Genomic DNA, 18145 nt, shown 5'->3' on the forward strand with positions numbered 1-18145 from the left:
GCATTAACCTCTTATTATTCCTCTCGTGCTGCCTTCAACAAACTTTATTATCTGCATTACTTCCTCCGTGCAGTTTCCTTCTTTTAGTTTCTTAATTCCGTCAGAAACATTCAGTCCGCTTCTGTAAATGGTATCATATGCTGCTGATATACTTTTTATCGCTTCATCCGAAAATCCTCTTCTGCGTAATCCTATTAAATTTAATCCTTCGTATCTTAACGGTTCATGTCCCGCAGTAATAAACGGTGGAACATCTTTTGAAACTCTGAATCCGAATCCTATAATTGAATGCATTCCTATCTTCACAAACTGATGAACTCCAACCATGCCACCTATGATAACCGAATCTTCAATCTCTACATGTCCGCCGAACTGCACGCTGTTAGCAATGATAACATTATCCCCTACGATACAATCGTGGGCAATATGCGCATAGCTCATTATTAAACAATTCTTACCTATACGTGTTGTATTTGAATATGTTGTTCCTTTGTTCAGTGTTGCATACTCTCTTACAACTGAACCTTCGCCTATTTCAAGAAGAGTATCTTCGCCTTTGTATTTCAAATCCTGAGGGACGGTGCTTACAACTGCTCCATGAAAAACTTTAACATCTTTAGCTATTCTCGCTCCGTTACCTATGAAGGAGTTTGAACCTATGATACAGTTATCACCGATCTCAACATCATCTTCAATAACAGCAAAATCTTTTATCGTTACGTTGTTTCCTATCTTAGCCTTATTGCTGATTGAAGCAAATTTCATTAAGATTAATTAAAACTAAATTTTAGAAAATTAAAATAATTTTTCGATCTGAACGTCGTCATCCTGAGCGTTGTACTTAGTCATCATTTCGGCAAGAAGCCCTATAGAGAATAACTGAACACCAACTATGATCAAGAATATTCCGCCGAGGAATAAAGGCCTGTCGCTTAAGCTCTTGCCTTCAAAGTACTTCAATGCAATTAAATACAAACTGATGAGAGTTCCAAGTCCTGCGCTCATCATTCCCAATGCGCCGAAGAAGTGCAGTGGTTTTTTCATGAACCTGTGAGTGAATGTAAGTGTTAACACATCAAAAAATCCGCTCAAAAATCTTCCGGGACCGAACTTTGTCTTTCCGTGTTTTCTTGCATGATGCTTAACGACTTTCTCCGTGACTTTGAATCCCGATAAGTGAGCAATGGCAGGAATATACCTGTGCATTTCGCCGTAAACTCTCACTGACTTCACAACATCTTTTCTGTATGCTTTCAGTCCGCAGTTAAAGTCATGCAGTCTTATTCCTGATAGTTTAGATGTAACATAATTAAAAAATCTTGATGTGTATTTTTTTATGAAGGGGTCGTATCTTACTTTTTTCCATCCTGAAACTAAATCGTAGCCCGAGTTAATCATGTTAATCAGTTCAGGAATTTCATTCGGGTCATCCTGCAAATCTGCATCCATTGTTATTACAATGCTGCCTTTAGTTGCTCTGAATCCTTTATTAAGCGCTGCTGATTTTCCGTAGTTTCTTCTGAACTTTATACAGTGAAATCTTGGATTTTTCCTGTGAAGATTTCTTATTACATCAAATGATTTATCTGTACTGCCGTCATCAACAAAAATTACTTCAAAATTATAATTTATGGTTGAAAAAACATTTTCAATTTTAGATGCGAGTTCCTGAAGTGAATCCTCTTCATTTAAAAGAGGAACAACAATAGAAACTAACGGGAAATTATTAGCGGGACGCTTTTCCTGGATAGGTTCTTTCTTCTGTTGTACCGGGTTTTCAGGCAATTCTTTTTTAGGCTGATTAACTGAATGGGGTCTCGGTCTGTGATAGTGCCGTCTTCTATTGTTGTCGTTTGGTTTATCTGATTGATTTCCCGACAAATTGCTTTTCTGTAACTTCATTTATTCGTTTAGTCCTGCTCTTATATTCTGTATATCGAATTTAATTTATTAGTTTTATAAAGCCTTAAAAATAACCTTATTTCAAGTGAAATACAATGAAGAAAGGGGAAGTTTACCAATGAGGTTTGCTCGTTCGTAGTATTTTCACTCCATTTATTTGATACATCTTAATTGATTGTAAAAAAAAATATAAGGATTATTATAACCGGAGAATTTAATCAATAAAATTTAATCAATAGAATTTATTAAAAAATTTTTCAAAAACTTGTCAAGTGGTTAAATAAAAAAATACCCTATATATACTTATAAGTAATCTACACTATTAAAAATATTTTTTATTAGTTAACTTTGAGAAGTTTTTGAGAGCAATTTAATGACATAAAATTTTTCAAAACTCAATATTGATTTAATAGTAATTTGAGTCATTTCTTACGAGGGGGCGTAAGTTACGGCATATGTTTTTACAGCATTTATTGTTTACTAAAAAACCAATTGATTTTTTTAAGATTTGCATCACTACCAAACGCTATAAATTGTTTTTAAAATGAAATTAAGGTATTTTTCAAAAAATATTCTCAAATCTTAATTTTTAATTATTTAACAATGAAAAATTTTGCAAAATTTTCTATAATTGCAATTTTTATTGCAATCGGGTTTACATTATACTCATGCAATAAGAATGGCGGAGGAAATGAAATCCTCATCGGACAATTTGCCTCTTTAACAGGCAGCGAAGCTACTTTTGGTATTTCATCTGATAACGGACTAAAGCTGGCTGTTGAAGAAATAAATAAATCCGGCGGACTTTTAGGAAAACAAGTAAAATTAGTAACTGAAGATAATCAGGGAAAACCTCAGGAAACTCAAACCGTTGTTCAAAAATTAATCAACAGAGATAAAGTTGTTGCAATCATCGGTGAAGTTGCTTCCTCAAGAAGTAAAGCCGGCGCACCAATCTGCCAGCAGAATAAAATCCCTATGATTTCACCTGCATCTACAAATCCCGAAGTAACTGCAATCGGTGATTATATTTTCAGAGTATGCTTCATCGATCCTTTCCAGGCAACTGTAATGAGCAAGTTTGCTTTGAACTCAATGAAAGTAAAAAAGATTGCAATGTTAGTTGACCAGAAGAATGCTTACTCAACAGGACTTGCAGAGAACTTCAGAAAAATTTTCACAAGCATGGGCGGTGAAATTCTTGAAGAGCAAAAATATTCAGCAGGAGATAAAGATTTTAAAGCACAGTTAACAAGCATTAAAGCAAAAAGCCCTGAAGCTATTTTCATTCCGGGATATTACACTGACGTAAATTTAATTTCAATTCAGGCAAGAGAAATTGGTTTAACATGTCCTCTCTTCGGAAGCGATGGATGGGAATCAGAAAAATTAACTGAAGGTAAAGCAAAAGATGCTCTTGAAGGATGCTTCTTCTCAACACACGTTTCAACAGAAGATCCTAATCCAAAAATTCAGGACTTCATAAAAAAATACAGAGCAAAATATAATTCTGAACCCGATGCAATGAGCTTCTTAGCTTACGATGCAGGCATGATGTTATTTGATGCAATCAAAAAAGCTAACTCAACAGAAGGCGAAAAAGTTAAGAACGAACTTGCAAAAGAAAAAGATTTCCCAGGAGTAACTGGAAACATCACAATGAACGAACAAAGAAATGCAGTAAAACCTGCTGTAGTTCTTGAAATCAAAGACGGAAAATTTAAGTATAAAGAAACAATAGCACCGTAAGCGGTTTAAAAGTTAAAAGTTTGTAATGTTCATAAAGTGAAAGCTGAAAGATTTGAAGATTTACTGGTATGGCAAAAAGCAAAGGAACTTGCTATTTCTATTTTCAAAAAATTTGAACTAAGCAAAAACTATTCTTTTCGAGATCAGATTCAAAGGGCGGCAGTTTCGATTTCAAACAATATTGCTGAAGGATTTGAAAGAAAAGGAAATAAAGAACTAAAACATTTTCTATTTATTGCAAAAGGAAGCTGCGGAGAAGTAAGAAGTATGCTTTATTTATGTTTGGAGTTGAATTACATTTCTAAAGATGAATTTGATGTTTTAATTAATGAAGCTTTAACAATTTCAAGAATGTTATCTGCTTTCATAAAAACTTTATAACCTTTATTCCAAGTATCGGCTTTATGAACCTTACAAACTTTATAAACCTTATTCTGAGCACCGACTTTATGAACCTTATAAACTTTACAAACTTTATTCTACATGTCTGAATTTATACAGCAAATAATTAACGGATTATCATTAGGCGCAATATACGCTTTGATAGCGTTAGGTTACACAATGGTATACGGAATTCTCAAGTTTATCAATTTCGCCCACGGTGAAATTTTTATGCTTGGCGCATTCAGCGGATTTTATATTGCCCGCATGATGGGCTTGAACGAAAGCTCTATTGTAGGCGCTTTGGTTGTTCTTCTTCTTTCGATGTCAGTTTGCGCTTTGATCGGTGTTACAATTGAAAAACTTGCATATAAACCGTTACGTTCCGCTTCGAAGTTGACCGTACTTATCACTGCAATCGGAGTTTCGTTGTTCCTGCAATACACAGGACAGTTAGTCTTCGGCGCTGACCCGAAATCTTTCCCGACAATTTTAAATAATATAAATTTTAAAATCGGGGGAGCAAATATCGGCTCAAACCAAATTGTAGTAATAGTTTCTTCATTATTACTTATGCTTGGATTGAGACAGGTCGTGCAGAAAACAAAAATCGGAACTGCAATCAGAGCAGTATCAAACAACCTCACTGCAGCTTCTTTAATGGGAATTAACATCAACAATGTTATCTCATTTACATTTGTTCTCGGTTCATCACTTGCAGCAGCAGCAGGAATTTTGTACAGTATTAATTATCCAAGCATTGACCCGCTTATGGGTATTCTTCCCGGACTTAAAGCTTTCATCGCAGCAGTTCTTGGAGGTATTGGAAATTTTCCCGGCGCTGTTTTAGGCGGACTTGTTATCGGACTAATTGAAACTTTCACAGTCGGTTATCTTTCACCGACTTACAGAGATGCAATCGCTTTCGCAATTCTTATAATCATTCTTCTTGTAAAGCCGACAGGTTTACTTGGTAAAAAGGAAGTAGAGAAAGTTTAAAATATTTTATTAAGTTTTAATACAAACAAAAAAGGCAGAGAATTTATTCTCTGCCTTTTTTTATTTAATAAAATCCCAACTAGTTACGATGCTCCTGCTTCGTAACGTATAAATTATCTTCCCAGCAATACATCTACTGCCTTCTCCAATTGCTGGTCTCTTCCTTTAGCTAATAAATCATACTGATTGAATACCATGTAATCCGGATCAAGCTGCTGATTTTCTGTCAATGTTCCGTTTGATAATCTGTATCCAACTTCAGGAATTCCGAATACAAACGATGGATTTTGCAATGTCTCCCACCATACCGATGTTCCCGTTCCCGGTACCGGCATTCCGATTGTCTTTCCTATGTTAAGCTCTTTATATGCTACAGGGAATAAATGCGCGTCTGAGTAATTCCCTTCATTCATTATTACAGCAGATGGCTTTATCCATCTTGAGTACGGAACGTAACCAATTCTTTGACCTCTTGGTAAAAACTCAAAATATTTTCTACCGCTTAAAAATACTGCAAGCTGGTCATGTAAATTTCCGCCGCCGTTAAATCTCGTGTCGACTACAAGACCTTCCTTCCCCTGATATTCACCTATAACTTTATCAAATACATCCCTGAAACTTGGGTCACTCATGCTTCTTACATGAACATAGCCAAGTCTTCCGTTTGAAAGACTATCCGTTAATTTTTGTTCGAGCTTTATCCATCTCTTGTACAATAATTCAAACTGTTCACCTGTAGAGATCGGCTTTACAGTTTCATCCCATCTGTCACCAGTTGATTCATTATATAAACTAAGCAGTGTGTACTTCCCTGATTTTCTGTTCAACAATCTGTCTAATGGATACTCATTTGTAATTTCAGCTCCGTCAACTTTCTCTATTATCGTTCCTGATTTTATTTTTGTAGAGGCGTTTTGCAGCGGACCTCTTTCAATCACTTCAATTATCTTCATTCCCTTACCTGAATAACTCTGGTCGTAAAACACTCCAAGCTCTGCTGTCTGGTCACCGTTATTATTTCTGGAATTATATCTGCATCCCGTATGTGAAGCGTTTAGCTCTCCCAGCATTTCAGAGCACATCTCTGCAAAGTCACGTCCGTTATTTATATAAGGTAAAAACTTAGCATATTCTTTTTTATAATAATCCCATTTCACACCATGCAGATCAGTCTTGTAAAATTTCTTTACAACCTGTCTCCATATATGCTCAAATATATATTGCCTTTCTGCCTGCTCGTTCAAATTCATTTCAGCATTAAATCCTAATCGCTTTACTTCGCCTGATTCGGGATTTACTTTTGAGATATTCCCGTCACTTATTACGTAAATATTTTTTCCGTCCTTATCCATCATAAGTCCGCCGCCGTTTCCGCCAAGCTTTGCAAGCGTCTTAGTTTCGTTCTCTCTTATTTTTCTCATCCATAGGTCATATCCGCCTTCAAACTTAGTAAGATAAAAAACTCTTTCTCCATCGGGAGAAATGACTGCATCTGAAATTTCAGAGGAGAAATTCGTCAGCCTTACTTTTCTGTCATCGATGTAATCCAGATTATATTTTATAGACTCATCTTTTACTTCTTCTTTGTTATCCTGTTTTTCTTTTTTTTCTTTCTCTTCTTTTTCTTTTAAAAGCTGGTACTCTTCTTTATTTAATTTAAATCTGTCGAAGTCTTCCTGATTAAAAAACATTGCATATATATCGGACTGCGCTCCCCAGTTTGCAGCGCTGCGCAATCCGTTCTCTGTCGATAAGTACATCATCATCTTTCCGCCCATCATAAACTTCTGGTTGAAGTTATCATAACCTGTGTGCGTCAATTGTATTATAGGTTCTTTACCGCTTGCATCTGCCAATCCGATTTGTGTCTGCCATTGGTTTGGGTCAAGATAAGATACTAAAAGCCACTTGCTATCAGGTGACCAGTCAAACCACTGGTCGCCGTCTGAGTAAGAATAATTTCTATCTGCAGGTAAAATATTTCTAATTGCTTTGGTTTCAAGATTTACAATATTAACTGCGGTTCTCTCTTCTAAGTAAGCGACTTCCTTTCCGTCGGGAGAATATCTCGGGAAGAATGATTCCTTTCCGTTTACAACAACCGGTTCTTCTTTCAATAATGTTGAATTGAAAAAATAACTTTCCTCAGGTCTTGCAATCGTCGTCTGATAAATTCCCCAAACACTGTCTCTTTCAGATGCATATAAAATACTTTTGCCGTCGGGAGAAAAGCTAACGCTTCTTTCCTGTCCGGGAGTGTTTGTAATTCTCTTTGTAAGTCCGCTTTCCATTGATGCGACAAAAACTTCGCCTCTTACAATAAATACAAACTCTTTGCCATTTGGCGAGGGGTCCATCTCAGTTGCGCCGTTTGAAAAACTCATCATGCTTTCTGCGTTCGATTTCTCTTCCAGGTTAACTCTTACACTCACTTCACTTGGCTGACCGCCGTCTCTCATTGTATAAAGTTTTCCGTCATAAGCAAAACACAACATCCCGTCCTTGGAGATTGTTAAAAATCTTACAGGGTTATTTTCAAAAAAAGTTATCTGTGTTGTATTGGATGGATTTCTGAAATCCATCTTCCACACATTGAACGTTCCGCTTCTTTCACTTAAAAAATAAACTGTATTTTCGTCGGGAGAGAAAACAGGAGTTCTGTCTTCGCCCGCAAAATCTGTAAGCTTTGTAAATGATTCATTTGTTTTATCATAGCACCATAAGTCCCTTGCAAAAGATGAAGCCTGATGCTTTCTCCATTTATCTTCGTATCCTTTTTTATCATGGAATAAAATCCTGTTGCCGGATTTATCCATTACCGCATCCTCACATGCCGCAGATAAAATCTGCTTCACCGGTCCGCCATCAATACTTACACTGTATAATTCAGGCAATGCTCCTGTAGGAAAACTCATTGAAGTGTTTAAGTCCATTCTTACTCCGCTGAAAATTACATTCTGTCCGTCGGGAGTAAAGCACGAGGGATATTCTCCGTTAGAGTAATATGTTAATCTTTTCGGAACTCCGCCATTTGCAGAAATCAAATATACATCGAAGTTACCACTTCGGTCAGATGCGAATGCAATGTTTCTTCCGTCCGGTGACCACACCGGCATAAAGTCATATGCTTCGTGGATTGTTAACGGTGAAGCACTGCCGCCTGATACAGGAACAGTGTAAATATCACCCTTGTATTCAAAAGCAATTGTCTGACCGTCAGGGGAGATGGCAGGGTAACGCATCCATAATACGGATTGGGAATAGCTATACGAATAGAAAAAAAGTGCAACAAGAATGAGGAGCTTTTTCATTTGGGATTTTTAGGATTTAGAGAGTAAAAATGATAAGTTTTATTACGAAAATAAATGGATTTTGTTGGGATGATAAATCACCGATTGAATGTGATTAGGACATGAGAGTAATTAAACGGCCTTATAAATTTTCCGTAAAGAAAATCACGAGAACAAGCGAGGCGAGACGTATGTCTGAGCGAGCGATAGCGAAGCGAGTTTACGTCGCAGCCCGCTTTTCGGAGTGATTTTTAGGGAAATTTATAGGAGCCTTGATTTTTTTGGTTCTTTTTGTATCAAGACAAAAAGGACAGTAAAGCAAAGCTTTACAATATAGATTATTCATTATCGGTAGCATCTTCAGCTTTTATAGCAGCTAAGTTAGAGTCCAGAAATCTCAGTATCTCGGGTTTGCCTTTTTTATTGAGTGAGGATGTTTCAATCATTACGGGAAGCTCGTCCCAGTATTTCCCAAGCTCTTCTTTGAAGGCTTCTATATTTTTATTTATCTTCGATTCACTTTCTTTATCCGTCTTGGTAAAAGTTAAAACAATCGGTATTCCGTTCTCTCCGCATTTGTTTATAAATTCAATATCTATTTTCTGAGGAGGAATTCGTGAGTCAATGAGTATAAATAAATACCGGAGGTTCTCTCGCTTCATTGCATATTCCCAGAGCGCTTTCTCCCATGCTTCACGCATTTTTATTGAGCGTGATGCATAGCCGTAACCGGGAAGATCAACAAGGTAATAGCTTTTTGAATTTTTTTCTTTGTTGTCTTTATTAATGAGGAAGTGATTTATAGTAACGGTCTTTCCCTGCTTAGCAGATGTCTTCGCAAGTCCGTTTTTATTTGTTATCATGTTAATAAGCGAGGACTTTCCTACATTCGAGCGGCCGATGAAGGCAAACTCAGGAATTGTAGGCGGCGGGCATTGCGCCATCCGCACTGCGCTTTTGATATACTCTGCTGACAGGATTTTCATAGAGTGTAAAATAACTTCTTTATATCAAAAGAAATATGTAATTAACTTCTTACTATTGATTTGACAAAAAAAATACTATATTATAAAGTTCTCGATTTGGGAACTTTATTAAGGTTTAATTTGTGAGAATTATATCCAGAAAGATTTTAAGAGAATTTTGGGAGAAACACAAAGATTGCGAACAGCAGTTAAAGTCGTGGTATAAAGAAGCAGAAGAGTCTGATTGGAAATCACCAAAAAATATTAAAAAAGATTATCCTTCTGCAAGTGTATTAGCAGATAACAGAGTTGTCTTTAATATTAAAGGAAATACTTAAAGACTCATTGTAAAAATTAATTATGATTACGGAATTATTTGGATAAGATTTATTGGTACACATGCAGAATACGATAAAATAAACGCAGAAAAAATTTAAATTATGGACATAAAACCTATTAAAACAAAAAAAGATTATCAGGCTGCTTTAACTAATTTAGAAAAAATATTTGACGCCCAAAAAGGCTCAAAAGAAGGCGATAATCTTGAAATTCTTTCCTTGTTAATTGAAAATTATGAGAAAGAAAAATTTAAAATTGATTCTCCTGATCCCATTGAAGCAATAAAATTCAGAATGGAACAAATGGGGTATAATCAAAATGATTTAACAGGAATGATCGGCTCTAAAAGCAGAGTCAGTGAAGTTTTAAATCGAAAGAGAAAATTAACACTTTCTATGGTAAGAAAACTTCATAAAAAGCTGAATATTCCGTCCGAGATTTTGATAAGAGAATATTAATTCCTACTTCACCAATACCATCTTCTTTGTTTCAGTAAATCCTGCTGTCTGAAGTTTATAAAAATATGTACCGCTTGCAAGATATAGCCCGTTGAAATTATATCTGTATGAACCGCGAACCATATTCTCATTTATTAATGTATACATTTCTCTTCCTATCATATCAAATATTTTCAATGTCGCAAAAGTATTTTCAGGCAAAGTAAACTCTATTGTAGTATTCGGGTTAAAAGGATTCGGATAATTTTGCGCTAATGAGTATTTAACCGGCAATTGAGTTGATATCGGATCTAATCCTGTTGTCTGAGAATATTTTATTAACAAAATATCTGCTGCACTTCCGTTCCCTTCGCTGAAACCCGATACGTAAACACTGTTTGATGAATCAACTAAAATGGAATTTGTACAATTAGTGCCCTGCAAAGGATTGCGATAAATTTGTTTCCATTGCTGAACACCGTATGTATTATACTTTATTGTAACGCAGTCCATATTATCAGGAGCCGAACTCCATCCTGTTACATAAACATTTGAAGCAGCATCAACGGCAATTCCGTAAACTTCATCCCGGTCATTTGCTTCGCCGTTATAAATTGCGCACCATTGCTGCTCACCATTGTTGTTATACTTCATCGTTGTAAAGTCATCCCCGCTTTCACCTGTGATATAGATGTTTCGTTCGGCGTCGATAATTAAACCCCTAACAGATTCCCTCCAGCTTGCTGCTCCATGATAAATCGCAGCCCATTGCTGTTCTCCAGATAAATTATATTTTAAAGTTACAAAGTCATTCTCTGAAAGTCCTGAACTGTTACTTTCACCTGCTACATAAATATTTCCGATTGCATCTGACTTTACAAATACACCTCTGTAAACTGCTTTGGGTGCAAACTGATAACTTCTTTCCCAAAGTAAATTTCCGGTACTATTATATTTCCATGTACCTATATCGGCGTTTTCATCTCTGGCTAATTCACCTGTTAAAATAATGTTTCCCGATTGGTCAAGCGTTATATCCAATGCATATGCTCTTTCTGTGCTGTTAATATTTTCCCAGACAAGAGTTCCTGATGAACTATATTTTCGCAGGGATTGGTGATAATTATTTTGACTGTCAACGCTTTCTCCGCAAATGTATAAATTCCCGTTTGAATCAGTTATTAACAAGCCGCCAAAATCCACCATCCATAACAGTTCACCTGAAGAGCTGTATTTAATAGTCAGCATTCCTGATGCAAGATTCGAATCACTTCTGCCTCCCAGAAAAATATTACCTGCATCGTCAATCGTCATTGCATAAGAATCATCAGTTAAGTGATTCGGTCCGTCGTAAGTTCTTGACCATAGCAGAGTGCCCGATGAATTATATTTCAGCAGGCAAAAATCTATATTTCCGTTTGGACCGTTGCTATAGCCTGAAACATAAATGTTTCCGAAGCGGTCAACTTTTGATTTGTTTGAGGCATCGAAAGAATTTCCGGTACCATTGAATTTTGTTATCCATTGCTGCGAACTTTGAGAGAATGAATAAACTGAGGAAAGTACAAATAGAATTGTAACGAGCAGGGTTTTCATTAGAGACCTCGTTTTAATGTTTTTCTGTTAACTCTGAATTAACAAAAAAGTTTCTTATTTTAAATATATGAATAAGTGCTGATATTATCAATGTCAGATAGGAATTTTTGTCATAATTTGTATCTCTTAAATTTTTTCACCCTATACCTGCTAATAGGGAGAAGCAATTTGAACTGCTAAAAAATATTTTATATATTGCAGAGTGCAATTAGCAATTAACAATTAACAATTAGCAGTTAGCAATTAGCTGAAGTGAAATATATAATCAGTGACATCATAAAAATCATATTTATCGGTGTTAATAAAACCCGACTTTTTTCCGACCAAAACACAAATGATAAAAATCGGAGATTGTTTTTACAATATCGGAGTTTGGAAAACCCGACAATAATCCGTCAAAATTTGAAATTTAAAATCTGAAATTTGAAATTATGAAAATCCGACTTTTTCCCGACTTTTTCACAAATAAAAAAATCGAGTATTGTTTTTTCAACCCAGGTGAATTAAAATCCGACAATAACCCGACATTTTTTGAAATCTGATTGTGAGAATATCAGTGACATCATAAAGATCATATTTATCCGTGTTAAGAAAATCCGACTTTTTTCCGACTTTATTCAAATAGTGAATTGGTGAAATGGTCAAATAGTGATTTTGGTGTTATTTCGAGCTTTTTCTTGTTTTGTGGCAGAATAAAACCCGACCAAAACCCGACTAATTCATAATTCATAATTTTGAATTCATAATTGAAGACCCAACTTTAAAGTATTTTTCCCGTTCATACGTCTATAATAGTATAATGGAAAAGGAAACTCCCGCTGAAATGGAACAGGCATTAATTCAAAGCGATGTTACTCACATTCAGAACGCTGAAATCGGTGAAGCCGTAATAAGCGAGCGGGCTAAACTGTTATCATTTATAAAAAGTAAGGTCCCCGCAGGAGAAGAGGCAGAGGACATTCTGCAGGATGTTTTCTACGAGCTGATTGAAAGCAGGCGGCTGATGAAGCCGATTGAAAAACTCGCTTCATGGCTCTATACCGTTGCGCGCAATAAAATAAATGACTTATACCGCAAAAAGAAAACGGTATCATTGGAAGATGAATTTGAAATAAGCGGAAGCGATGAAGTCCTGATGCTTGCAGATGTACTGCCTGCATTTGAAAATTCAATCGAAGATAAGTTGCTTCAAAGCGCATTGATAGACCTGATGGAAGAAGCGCTTGATGAGCTGCCGGAAAATCAGAGCAGAGCTTTTATAATGCACGAGCTTGAAGGAAAGAGCCTGAATGAAATTGCGGAGGAAATGGATGTTCCGCTTAAGACTGTGATTTCCAGAAAGCGGTATGCAGTGCTTCATCTTCGTGAAAAAATGCAGGAGCTTTACAAGGAGCTATTCCATTAAATTAAAAATTAATAGAGAACTTTATAATATAATAATATGAGAAAAGGATTCTGGTTATTCAGAGGAATTAAATTTGTAATATTTTTATGCCTGTATCTGCTTATTGCAGGATTTATAACAATGAATTTGTGGAACTGGCTGGTGCCGGAATTATTCCACGGTCCCTTAATAACGTTCTGGCAGACGGCAGGCTTGCTGGTGCTTTCTAAAATCTTATTTGGCGGATTCGGTAAAAGAGGTTTCGGACACAGAAGAGAATACAACCGAAAGTGCTCAAACTGGAAAGAAAAAATGGAAGAACGAATGAAAGGAATGAGCGAAGAAGAGCGCGAAAAAGTAAGAGAGAAATTCGGTAAGAAATTCAACTTCACAGTAAATATTTAGCAAAAAGAGAAAACTTTATGAGGATTTCTCCGTAAATAAGAGAAATTCTCGCACGGTATATCCGCTCTGTTCAAGAGCGGAACTTCATAAATTTTATCATTTCAAAAAATTAAACAGCTTACCACTATGACGGGCTTGGAATGCCAGACAGTTTTAGTATTTAAGACCAATATTCAGAATGAATTTCAGAGGTCTTACGTGCAGATAATTATGAATTCCATTTACGGAGTACATGACTGCACAGTTGATTTAGATGATGTTGATAAAGTACTGAGACTTGAAATAGACTGCGACATGATTGAAGATTCAGTAGATGAAAACTTTGTAATCGAAAAGATAAACTCGCTCGGGTTTATGTGCAGAAGCCTCTAGAATTAAGAATTCAGAATTATGAATGCAGAATGCAGAATTTGAAGTACAGCAACAAAATGAATCTATTGTTTATATTCTGAATTCTGAATTATACATTCTAAATTCTTCAGTATTGTAATTTTTGTTTTACTTCAGGCTGAGCATTACGCTTTTCAAGCATCTGTTTATGCGCATCTAAATCAACAGTCTTGTGAACAAGTTTTGTTGATGCGGGATATTCTTCAATTTTATCAGCAGGACGGGCAGGTCTTCTTTGAAATCCGCCTCCGCAGTTAGGGCATACATTTTTTAATAACTCTTTTGCGCATACATCGCAAAAGGTACATTCAAATGAGCAAATCATTGCGTTATCTGCATTGTATGGTAAGGCTTTGTTACAATTTTCACAGCAAGGTCTAAGTTCAAGCATAGTTTTTATTAGTTGTTGTATATAGATAGAGCATTTAGTTTACACAATCAATTCCATTCTGTATAAATCCAGTCCCTCGCCCCAGAAATCTTTTTGCATTTCAGCGAGCTTAAAACCAAACTTCTCATAAAATGCAAAGGCATGCTGTGAAGTCCATGAAGATATAATTTTGACATCTGTATTCTTTTTAATTTCGTTAAGCCGGAACATTGTCATCTGCGTTCCAAGTCCCATTTTCTGATACTTAGGATTAAAGAACTGCCATGATAACCGTGCAACGGATGTATCTTCTGTAATATGATATCCGCCGAAGCCGACAGGGACGCCTTCGAATTCGTATGTGAAATAAGTTCTTTTATGATGGTTGATAAACTGTATGAGTTCAATTTCTTCGGAAGGATCGAATGCCTGAGGGACATTCAACCGGAAAATATGAATGAGCATTTTGAAGTCATCATCTTTGTATGGACGTATCATTTTGCACAGAATTATTCTTTCTTCAATCTTCTGGAAATATCCTGTAATGAGGTCCAGCTTTCAAGAAGTTCGGGGAGAGTTTCAGATGCTGTTACGAAGGTCCATAAGTAAGCAACGATGGAAAAAAGCTCTCCGGCGGAAAATTCATCTAAGTCGATAGAGATATAAATAACAGCGATGAATATAAACAGAAGCACGAATCTCATAAGTCCGAAATTAAGCGCGCCCCAGTTTGAAATTTTTACCTGCGGCTTTGCAAGGTCGTCATAATATTTCTCGACTTCCTTCGGATCTTTTTTGGAAATGATATCAACAACGTCTTCATATTTATCATGATATTCTTTCTGATGAACAGAGACTTTATTTACATAAAGCTTATTAATGAAATACAGAGGGATAATTATAACTCCGCAGGTAACAGAAATACGCCAGTCAAATAAATACATGGCTATAACAGCACCGAAGATGGCGACTAATTGGTCTATTATTTCAGGCATTCTGTATTGTAGAAATGCAATGTACTGATATGACAACTCAGCGCGTGCAGCAGTCTGTGAAACAGTAAGATTTTTCTCTAGAGAATCCTGAGAGACATAGGTAGCAATTTTTGTAAAGATATGAGTGAAGAGCTTAGTATCATAAACACGACGATAAGCACCAACGGAGGAATTAAGCACAAATAGTCCGACCCAGGCGAAAATCGGCCAGAACGTATTTAAAGTGGGGTCGATGTAAGCTTTATCGATTAAGTCATCAATAACAAGTCCCAGTAAATACGGCTCAATTATCCATGCAAGATTTTCAATTACCACTAGAATAACGGCAAATGAAATCTTCGTTCTGTACCTTTTAAATAATTCTCGTAAATGCATCTTACTTAGTTATACTCTGTCTGTCTCTTTTACGTTTCATGAATCCTAAAATGAACAAAATAGTCGAAATGGCAGAGGTAACAGCCATAATGATAACGTATGTATTGCTTCTTTTAATTCCCACGATAAAAAATGCAATAGCTGCAAGGAGTGTAAGAACTACTCCGATATGCGCAGTAACATGATTTTCGTTTTTTGTGGGGAAGGAGAGAATTATAAGTAAAATTCCGATTCCGACACCAATGAAAGCAGTAGGGCTTCTGTGGTCAGGCTCTGCCATCAGATAAGGGATAAGACTTAAGAGCAATAAAATCAGCCCGTTAAGAAGCATTATCAGGTATTCTTTCATATTGATTATTTGATTTATACAATATTCCGATGTTTGAACGATTTTTCAATTCAATAATTTACGTCAAAGTTTATTTTGTATTGACAACGCAAGTAGTTTTCCTTATTTTGTAAGGTATATTAATTAAATTACCTTATTTTATTAGGTTTGACAATTTCTAAACTTCACGAAGATATTAAGCTTGATGCGATTGACTACTCGATATTAAGCGAGCTTCAGAAAAATGCTCATATAAAAAGAAATGAACTTGCCGAAAAAATAGGGTTATCTCTTCCTTCAACAATAGACAGAATATACAAGCTCGAAAACCACGGCTATATAAATTCTTACACAGCTGTTTTAAATCATAAGAAATTACACTTCGATATTACGGGATTTATATTTGTTGTAAGCGAATCATCCAAACATTACACAAGCTTTATTGAACACTGCCAGAACACTAAAGAAATTTTAGAATGCCACTCAATTACAGGTGAAGGTTCGCACGTATTAAAAATCAGAACAGAGAATACAACTACATTGGAAAAACTGTTATCGAAGATTCAGTCATGGCAGGGTGTGAAATCCACCCGTACAAGTATTGTGCTCAGCACGTTAAAGGAAACACTTAACTTAGATATACATTACAAAAACGGAACAAAGACTCACTAAAAAATATTAACTAAATCTATAAATTAAATATAACCCAAATGGCCTCAGCAGAACAACACAAAGAAAAGCTTGCAAAGATAGGCGATGTCTTCAAGCTCATCAAAGACAAAGATATCAAAATGATTGACTTCAGATTTACCGATATGGTTGGCGGTTGGCAGCATTTTTCAGTGCCTACACACAGACTTACAGAAGAAAGTTTTTATGAAGGATTCGGATTCGACGGTTCATCTATCAGAGGATGGAAACAAATCAATGAATCAGATATGCTTGTTATGCCTGATCCTACAACTGCACAAGTTGACCCTTTCATTAAGGTCACAACACTCAGCATGATCTGTGATATCTTCGATCCTATCTCAAAGCAATATTATGATATGGACCCAAGATACGTATGTAAAAAGGCTTTGGAATATTTGCAATCAACAGGTATTGCTGACTCTGTTTTCTTCGGACCTGAAGCAGAATTTTTTATCTTAGATCACGTTGCTTACAATGTAAATGAATATTCAAGCTGGTATAAAATTGACTCAGTAGAAGGTTTCTGGAATACAGGAACTGAACACGAAGCAAACCTTGGACATAAAATCAGAATTAAAGAAGGTTACTTCCCTGTTCCTCCTGCAGATTCTACCAATGATTTAAGAAATGAAATGGTTGTGAACTTAATGAATGCAGGCATCGATGTTGAAACACAGCATCACGAAGTTGCAACTGCAGGTCAGGCTGAAATTGATTTCAAATACTGCCCTATGCTTAAGTGCGCAGACGATTTACAGATGTTCAAATACGTTGTAAAGAATACTGCAAAGGCTGCAGGTAAGACTGCTACATTTATGCCAAAGCCGATCTTCGGTGATAACGGAAGCGGTATGCATACACACATCAGCTTATGGAAAGACGGAAAACCGCTTTTCGCAGGTGATAAATATGCTGGCTTAAGTGAAATGGCATTACATTTCATAGGAGGATTATTGAAACACGCTCCTGCTTTGCTTGCTATTACAAACCCTACAACAAATTCATACAAGAGATTAGTACCGGGTTATGAAGCACCTGTAAATCTTGTTTACTCTATGAGAAACAGAAGCGCTGCAATAAGAATCCCTATGTACTCGGATAATCCGAAAGCAAAGAGAGTTGAATTCAGATGTCCCGATGGTTCTGCAAATCCTTACTTGGCATTCAGCGCATTATTGCTTGCAGGTATTGATGGTATATTGAATAAAATTGATCCGGGTCAGCCGATGGATAAAGATGTTTATCATTTAAGCGCAGTTGAAGCAGCAAAGATAAATCATGCACCTGATTCTTTAAGAAACGCTTTACAGAACTTAGCAAAAGACCATGAGTTCTTAAAAGCAGGAAATGTATTTACTCAGGAATTTGTTGATACATGGATTGATTATAAAATGAATAAAGAGGTAAAAGAAGTTCAGTTGAGACCTCATCCGTTTGAATTCCATTTATACTACGAAGTATAATAAATAAAGTATAATTCGTAAATAAAGACCCGGTGAGATTAATTTTTCTTCGGGTTTTTTGTTAACACAGATTTCTATGATTGC

General features: G+C 36.0%; 18 protein-coding genes and 1 pseudogene. 10 read left to right on the forward strand and 9 right to left on the reverse strand.

Features of this window, described 5'->3' with window-relative positions; genetic code table 11:
• Window positions 1–3: 3 nt before the first annotated feature.
• Both lpxA and JST55_04150 read right to left on the reverse strand, forming a co-directional pair.
• On the reverse strand, window positions 4–765 hold the full coding sequence (gene lpxA, locus JST55_04145) for an acyl-ACP--UDP-N-acetylglucosamine O-acyltransferase (protein ID MBS1492673.1): 762 nt from the start codon (window positions 763–765) through the stop codon (window positions 4–6).
• A 30-nt stretch (window positions 766–795) separates the two neighbouring features.
• Window positions 796–1902 carry a glycosyltransferase family 2 protein gene (locus tag JST55_04150; GenBank protein ID MBS1492674.1) on the reverse strand — a complete coding sequence of 369 codons (1107 nt, stop codon included), beginning with the start codon at window positions 1900–1902 and terminating at the stop codon, window positions 796–798.
• Between the two features lie 603 nt (window positions 1903–2505).
• Between JST55_04150 and JST55_04155 the strand changes: the two genes are divergently transcribed.
• From JST55_04155 to JST55_04165, 3 genes are all read left to right on the forward strand, one after another.
• Window positions 2506–3651 (forward strand): ABC transporter substrate-binding protein, encoded by a 1146-nt coding sequence (locus JST55_04155; protein ID MBS1492675.1) that lies wholly within the window; start codon window positions 2506–2508, stop codon window positions 3649–3651.
• A 36-nt stretch (window positions 3652–3687) separates the two neighbouring features.
• Complete coding sequence (locus JST55_04160; protein MBS1492676.1) at window positions 3688–4032, forward strand: four helix bundle protein; 345 nt, start codon at window positions 3688–3690, stop codon at window positions 4030–4032.
• Window positions 4033–4134: 102 nt separating this feature from the next.
• Entirely contained in the window at window positions 4135–5031 is an 897-nt protein-coding gene (locus JST55_04165; protein MBS1492677.1) for a branched-chain amino acid ABC transporter permease, read from the forward strand.
• 113 nt (window positions 5032–5144) lie between these two features.
• On the opposite strand, the gene JST55_04170 is transcribed toward JST55_04165, so the two are convergent.
• Both JST55_04170 and JST55_04175 read right to left on the reverse strand, forming a co-directional pair.
• On the reverse strand, window positions 5145–8342 hold the full coding sequence (locus tag JST55_04170; GenBank protein ID MBS1492678.1) for a PD40 domain-containing protein: 3198 nt from the start codon (window positions 8340–8342) through the stop codon (window positions 5145–5147).
• Between the two features lie 317 nt (window positions 8343–8659).
• Window positions 8660–9307 carry a YihA family ribosome biogenesis GTP-binding protein gene (locus tag JST55_04175; protein ID MBS1492679.1) on the reverse strand — a complete coding sequence of 216 codons (648 nt, stop codon included), beginning with the start codon at window positions 9305–9307 and terminating at the stop codon, window positions 8660–8662.
• Between the two features lie 122 nt (window positions 9308–9429).
• Here JST55_04175 and JST55_04180 point away from each other — a divergent pair.
• Together JST55_04180 and JST55_04185 are read left to right on the forward strand one after the other, a co-directional pair.
• Window positions 9430–9723: pseudogene (locus JST55_04180) on the forward strand (type II toxin-antitoxin system HigB family toxin).
• Between the two features lie 3 nt (window positions 9724–9726).
• Window positions 9727–10083, forward strand: a complete 357-nt coding sequence (locus JST55_04185; GenBank protein MBS1492680.1) for a helix-turn-helix domain-containing protein — start codon at window positions 9727–9729, stop codon at window positions 10081–10083.
• A gap of 3 nt (window positions 10084–10086) precedes the next feature.
• Here the strand turns inward: JST55_04185 and JST55_04190 are convergent, their stop codons facing one another.
• A complete protein-coding gene (locus tag JST55_04190; protein MBS1492681.1) occupies window positions 10087–11658 on the reverse strand; it encodes an SBBP repeat-containing protein in 1572 nt (523 codons plus the stop codon).
• 799 nt (window positions 11659–12457) lie between these two features.
• Between JST55_04190 and JST55_04195 the strand changes: the two genes are divergently transcribed.
• The 3 genes from JST55_04195 to JST55_04205 all read left to right on the forward strand — a co-directional run bounded on the left by JST55_04195 (window position 12458) and on the right by JST55_04205 (window position 13819).
• The gene (locus tag JST55_04195) at window positions 12458–13063 is read left to right on the forward strand and encodes a sigma-70 family RNA polymerase sigma factor (GenBank protein MBS1492682.1); all 606 of its coding nucleotides are present in this window, start codon (window positions 12458–12460) and stop codon (window positions 13061–13063) included.
• Window positions 13064–13099: 36 nt separating this feature from the next.
• A complete protein-coding gene (locus tag JST55_04200; protein ID MBS1492683.1) occupies window positions 13100–13447 on the forward strand; it encodes a hypothetical protein in 348 nt (115 codons plus the stop codon).
• A 126-nt stretch (window positions 13448–13573) separates the two neighbouring features.
• Window positions 13574–13819, forward strand: coding sequence for a hypothetical protein (locus JST55_04205; protein ID MBS1492684.1), 246 nt, complete (start codon window positions 13574–13576; stop codon window positions 13817–13819).
• A 106-nt stretch (window positions 13820–13925) separates the two neighbouring features.
• Here the strand turns inward: JST55_04205 and JST55_04210 are convergent, their stop codons facing one another.
• From JST55_04210 to JST55_04225, 4 genes are read right to left on the reverse strand one after another with little or no spacing between them, the layout of a single operon-like run.
• Window positions 13926–14228, reverse strand: a complete 303-nt coding sequence (locus JST55_04210; protein MBS1492685.1) for a DUF1272 domain-containing protein — start codon at window positions 14226–14228, stop codon at window positions 13926–13928.
• A gap of 39 nt (window positions 14229–14267) precedes the next feature.
• Window positions 14268–14705 (reverse strand): GNAT family N-acetyltransferase, encoded by a 438-nt coding sequence (locus JST55_04215; GenBank protein ID MBS1492686.1) that lies wholly within the window; start codon window positions 14703–14705, stop codon window positions 14268–14270.
• 11 nt (window positions 14706–14716) lie between these two features.
• Window positions 14717–15577 (reverse strand): hypothetical protein, encoded by an 861-nt coding sequence (locus JST55_04220; protein ID MBS1492687.1) that lies wholly within the window; start codon window positions 15575–15577, stop codon window positions 14717–14719.
• 1 nt (window position 15578) lies between these two features.
• Window positions 15579–15926, reverse strand: a complete 348-nt coding sequence (locus JST55_04225) for a hypothetical protein (GenBank protein MBS1492688.1) — start codon at window positions 15924–15926, stop codon at window positions 15579–15581.
• A gap of 174 nt (window positions 15927–16100) precedes the next feature.
• Between JST55_04225 and JST55_04230 the strand changes: the two genes are divergently transcribed.
• Window positions 16101–16577, forward strand: coding sequence for an Lrp/AsnC family transcriptional regulator (locus tag JST55_04230; protein MBS1492689.1), 477 nt, complete (start codon window positions 16101–16103; stop codon window positions 16575–16577).
• 38 nt (window positions 16578–16615) lie between these two features.
• Entirely contained in the window at window positions 16616–18061 is a 1446-nt protein-coding gene (glnA, locus tag JST55_04235) for a type I glutamate--ammonia ligase (GenBank protein ID MBS1492690.1), read from the forward strand.
• Window positions 18062–18145 lie beyond the last annotated feature (84 nt).

This window comes from Bacteroidota bacterium (assembly GCA_018266835.1).
Taxonomy (GTDB): domain Bacteria; phylum Bacteroidota; class Ignavibacteria; order Tepidaquicellales; family Tepidaquicellaceae; genus JAFDZO01.

Bases quoted from the DNA above. Each gene is read 5' to 3' on its own strand.
- JST55_04165 (MBS1492677.1), top strand. From the start codon at position 4,135: ATGTCTGAATTTATACAGCAAATAATTAACGGATTATCATTAGGCGCA.
- JST55_04170 (MBS1492678.1), bottom strand. From the start codon at position 8,342: ATGAAAAAGCTCCTCATTCTTGTTGCACTTTTTTTCTATTCGTATAGC.
- JST55_04185 (MBS1492680.1), top strand. From the start codon at position 9,727: ATGGACATAAAACCTATTAAAACAAAAAAAGATTATCAGGCTGCTTTA.
- JST55_04190 (MBS1492681.1), bottom strand. From the start codon at position 11,658: ATGAAAACCCTGCTCGTTACAATTCTATTTGTACTTTCCTCAGTTTAT.
- JST55_04205 (MBS1492684.1), top strand. From the start codon at position 13,574: ATGACGGGCTTGGAATGCCAGACAGTTTTAGTATTTAAGACCAATATT.
- lpxA (MBS1492673.1), bottom strand. From the start codon at position 765: ATGAAATTTGCTTCAATCAGCAATAAGGCTAAGATAGGAAACAACGTA.
- JST55_04215 (MBS1492686.1), bottom strand. From the start codon at position 14,705: ATGATACGTCCATACAAAGATGATGACTTCAAAATGCTCATTCATATT.
- glnA (MBS1492690.1), top strand. From the start codon at position 16,616: ATGGCCTCAGCAGAACAACACAAAGAAAAGCTTGCAAAGATAGGCGAT.
- JST55_04225 (MBS1492688.1), bottom strand. From the start codon at position 15,926: ATGAAAGAATACCTGATAATGCTTCTTAACGGGCTGATTTTATTGCTC.
- JST55_04150 (MBS1492674.1), bottom strand. From the start codon at position 1,902: ATGAAGTTACAGAAAAGCAATTTGTCGGGAAATCAATCAGATAAACCA.
- JST55_04220 (MBS1492687.1), bottom strand. From the start codon at position 15,577: ATGCATTTACGAGAATTATTTAAAAGGTACAGAACGAAGATTTCATTT.
- JST55_04175 (MBS1492679.1), bottom strand. From the start codon at position 9,307: ATGAAAATCCTGTCAGCAGAGTATATCAAAAGCGCAGTGCGGATGGCG.
- JST55_04210 (MBS1492685.1), bottom strand. From the start codon at position 14,228: ATGCTTGAACTTAGACCTTGCTGTGAAAATTGTAACAAAGCCTTACCA.
- JST55_04155 (MBS1492675.1), top strand. From the start codon at position 2,506: ATGAAAAATTTTGCAAAATTTTCTATAATTGCAATTTTTATTGCAATC.
- JST55_04195 (MBS1492682.1), top strand. From the start codon at position 12,458: ATGGAAAAGGAAACTCCCGCTGAAATGGAACAGGCATTAATTCAAAGC.
- JST55_04200 (MBS1492683.1), top strand. From the start codon at position 13,100: ATGAGAAAAGGATTCTGGTTATTCAGAGGAATTAAATTTGTAATATTT.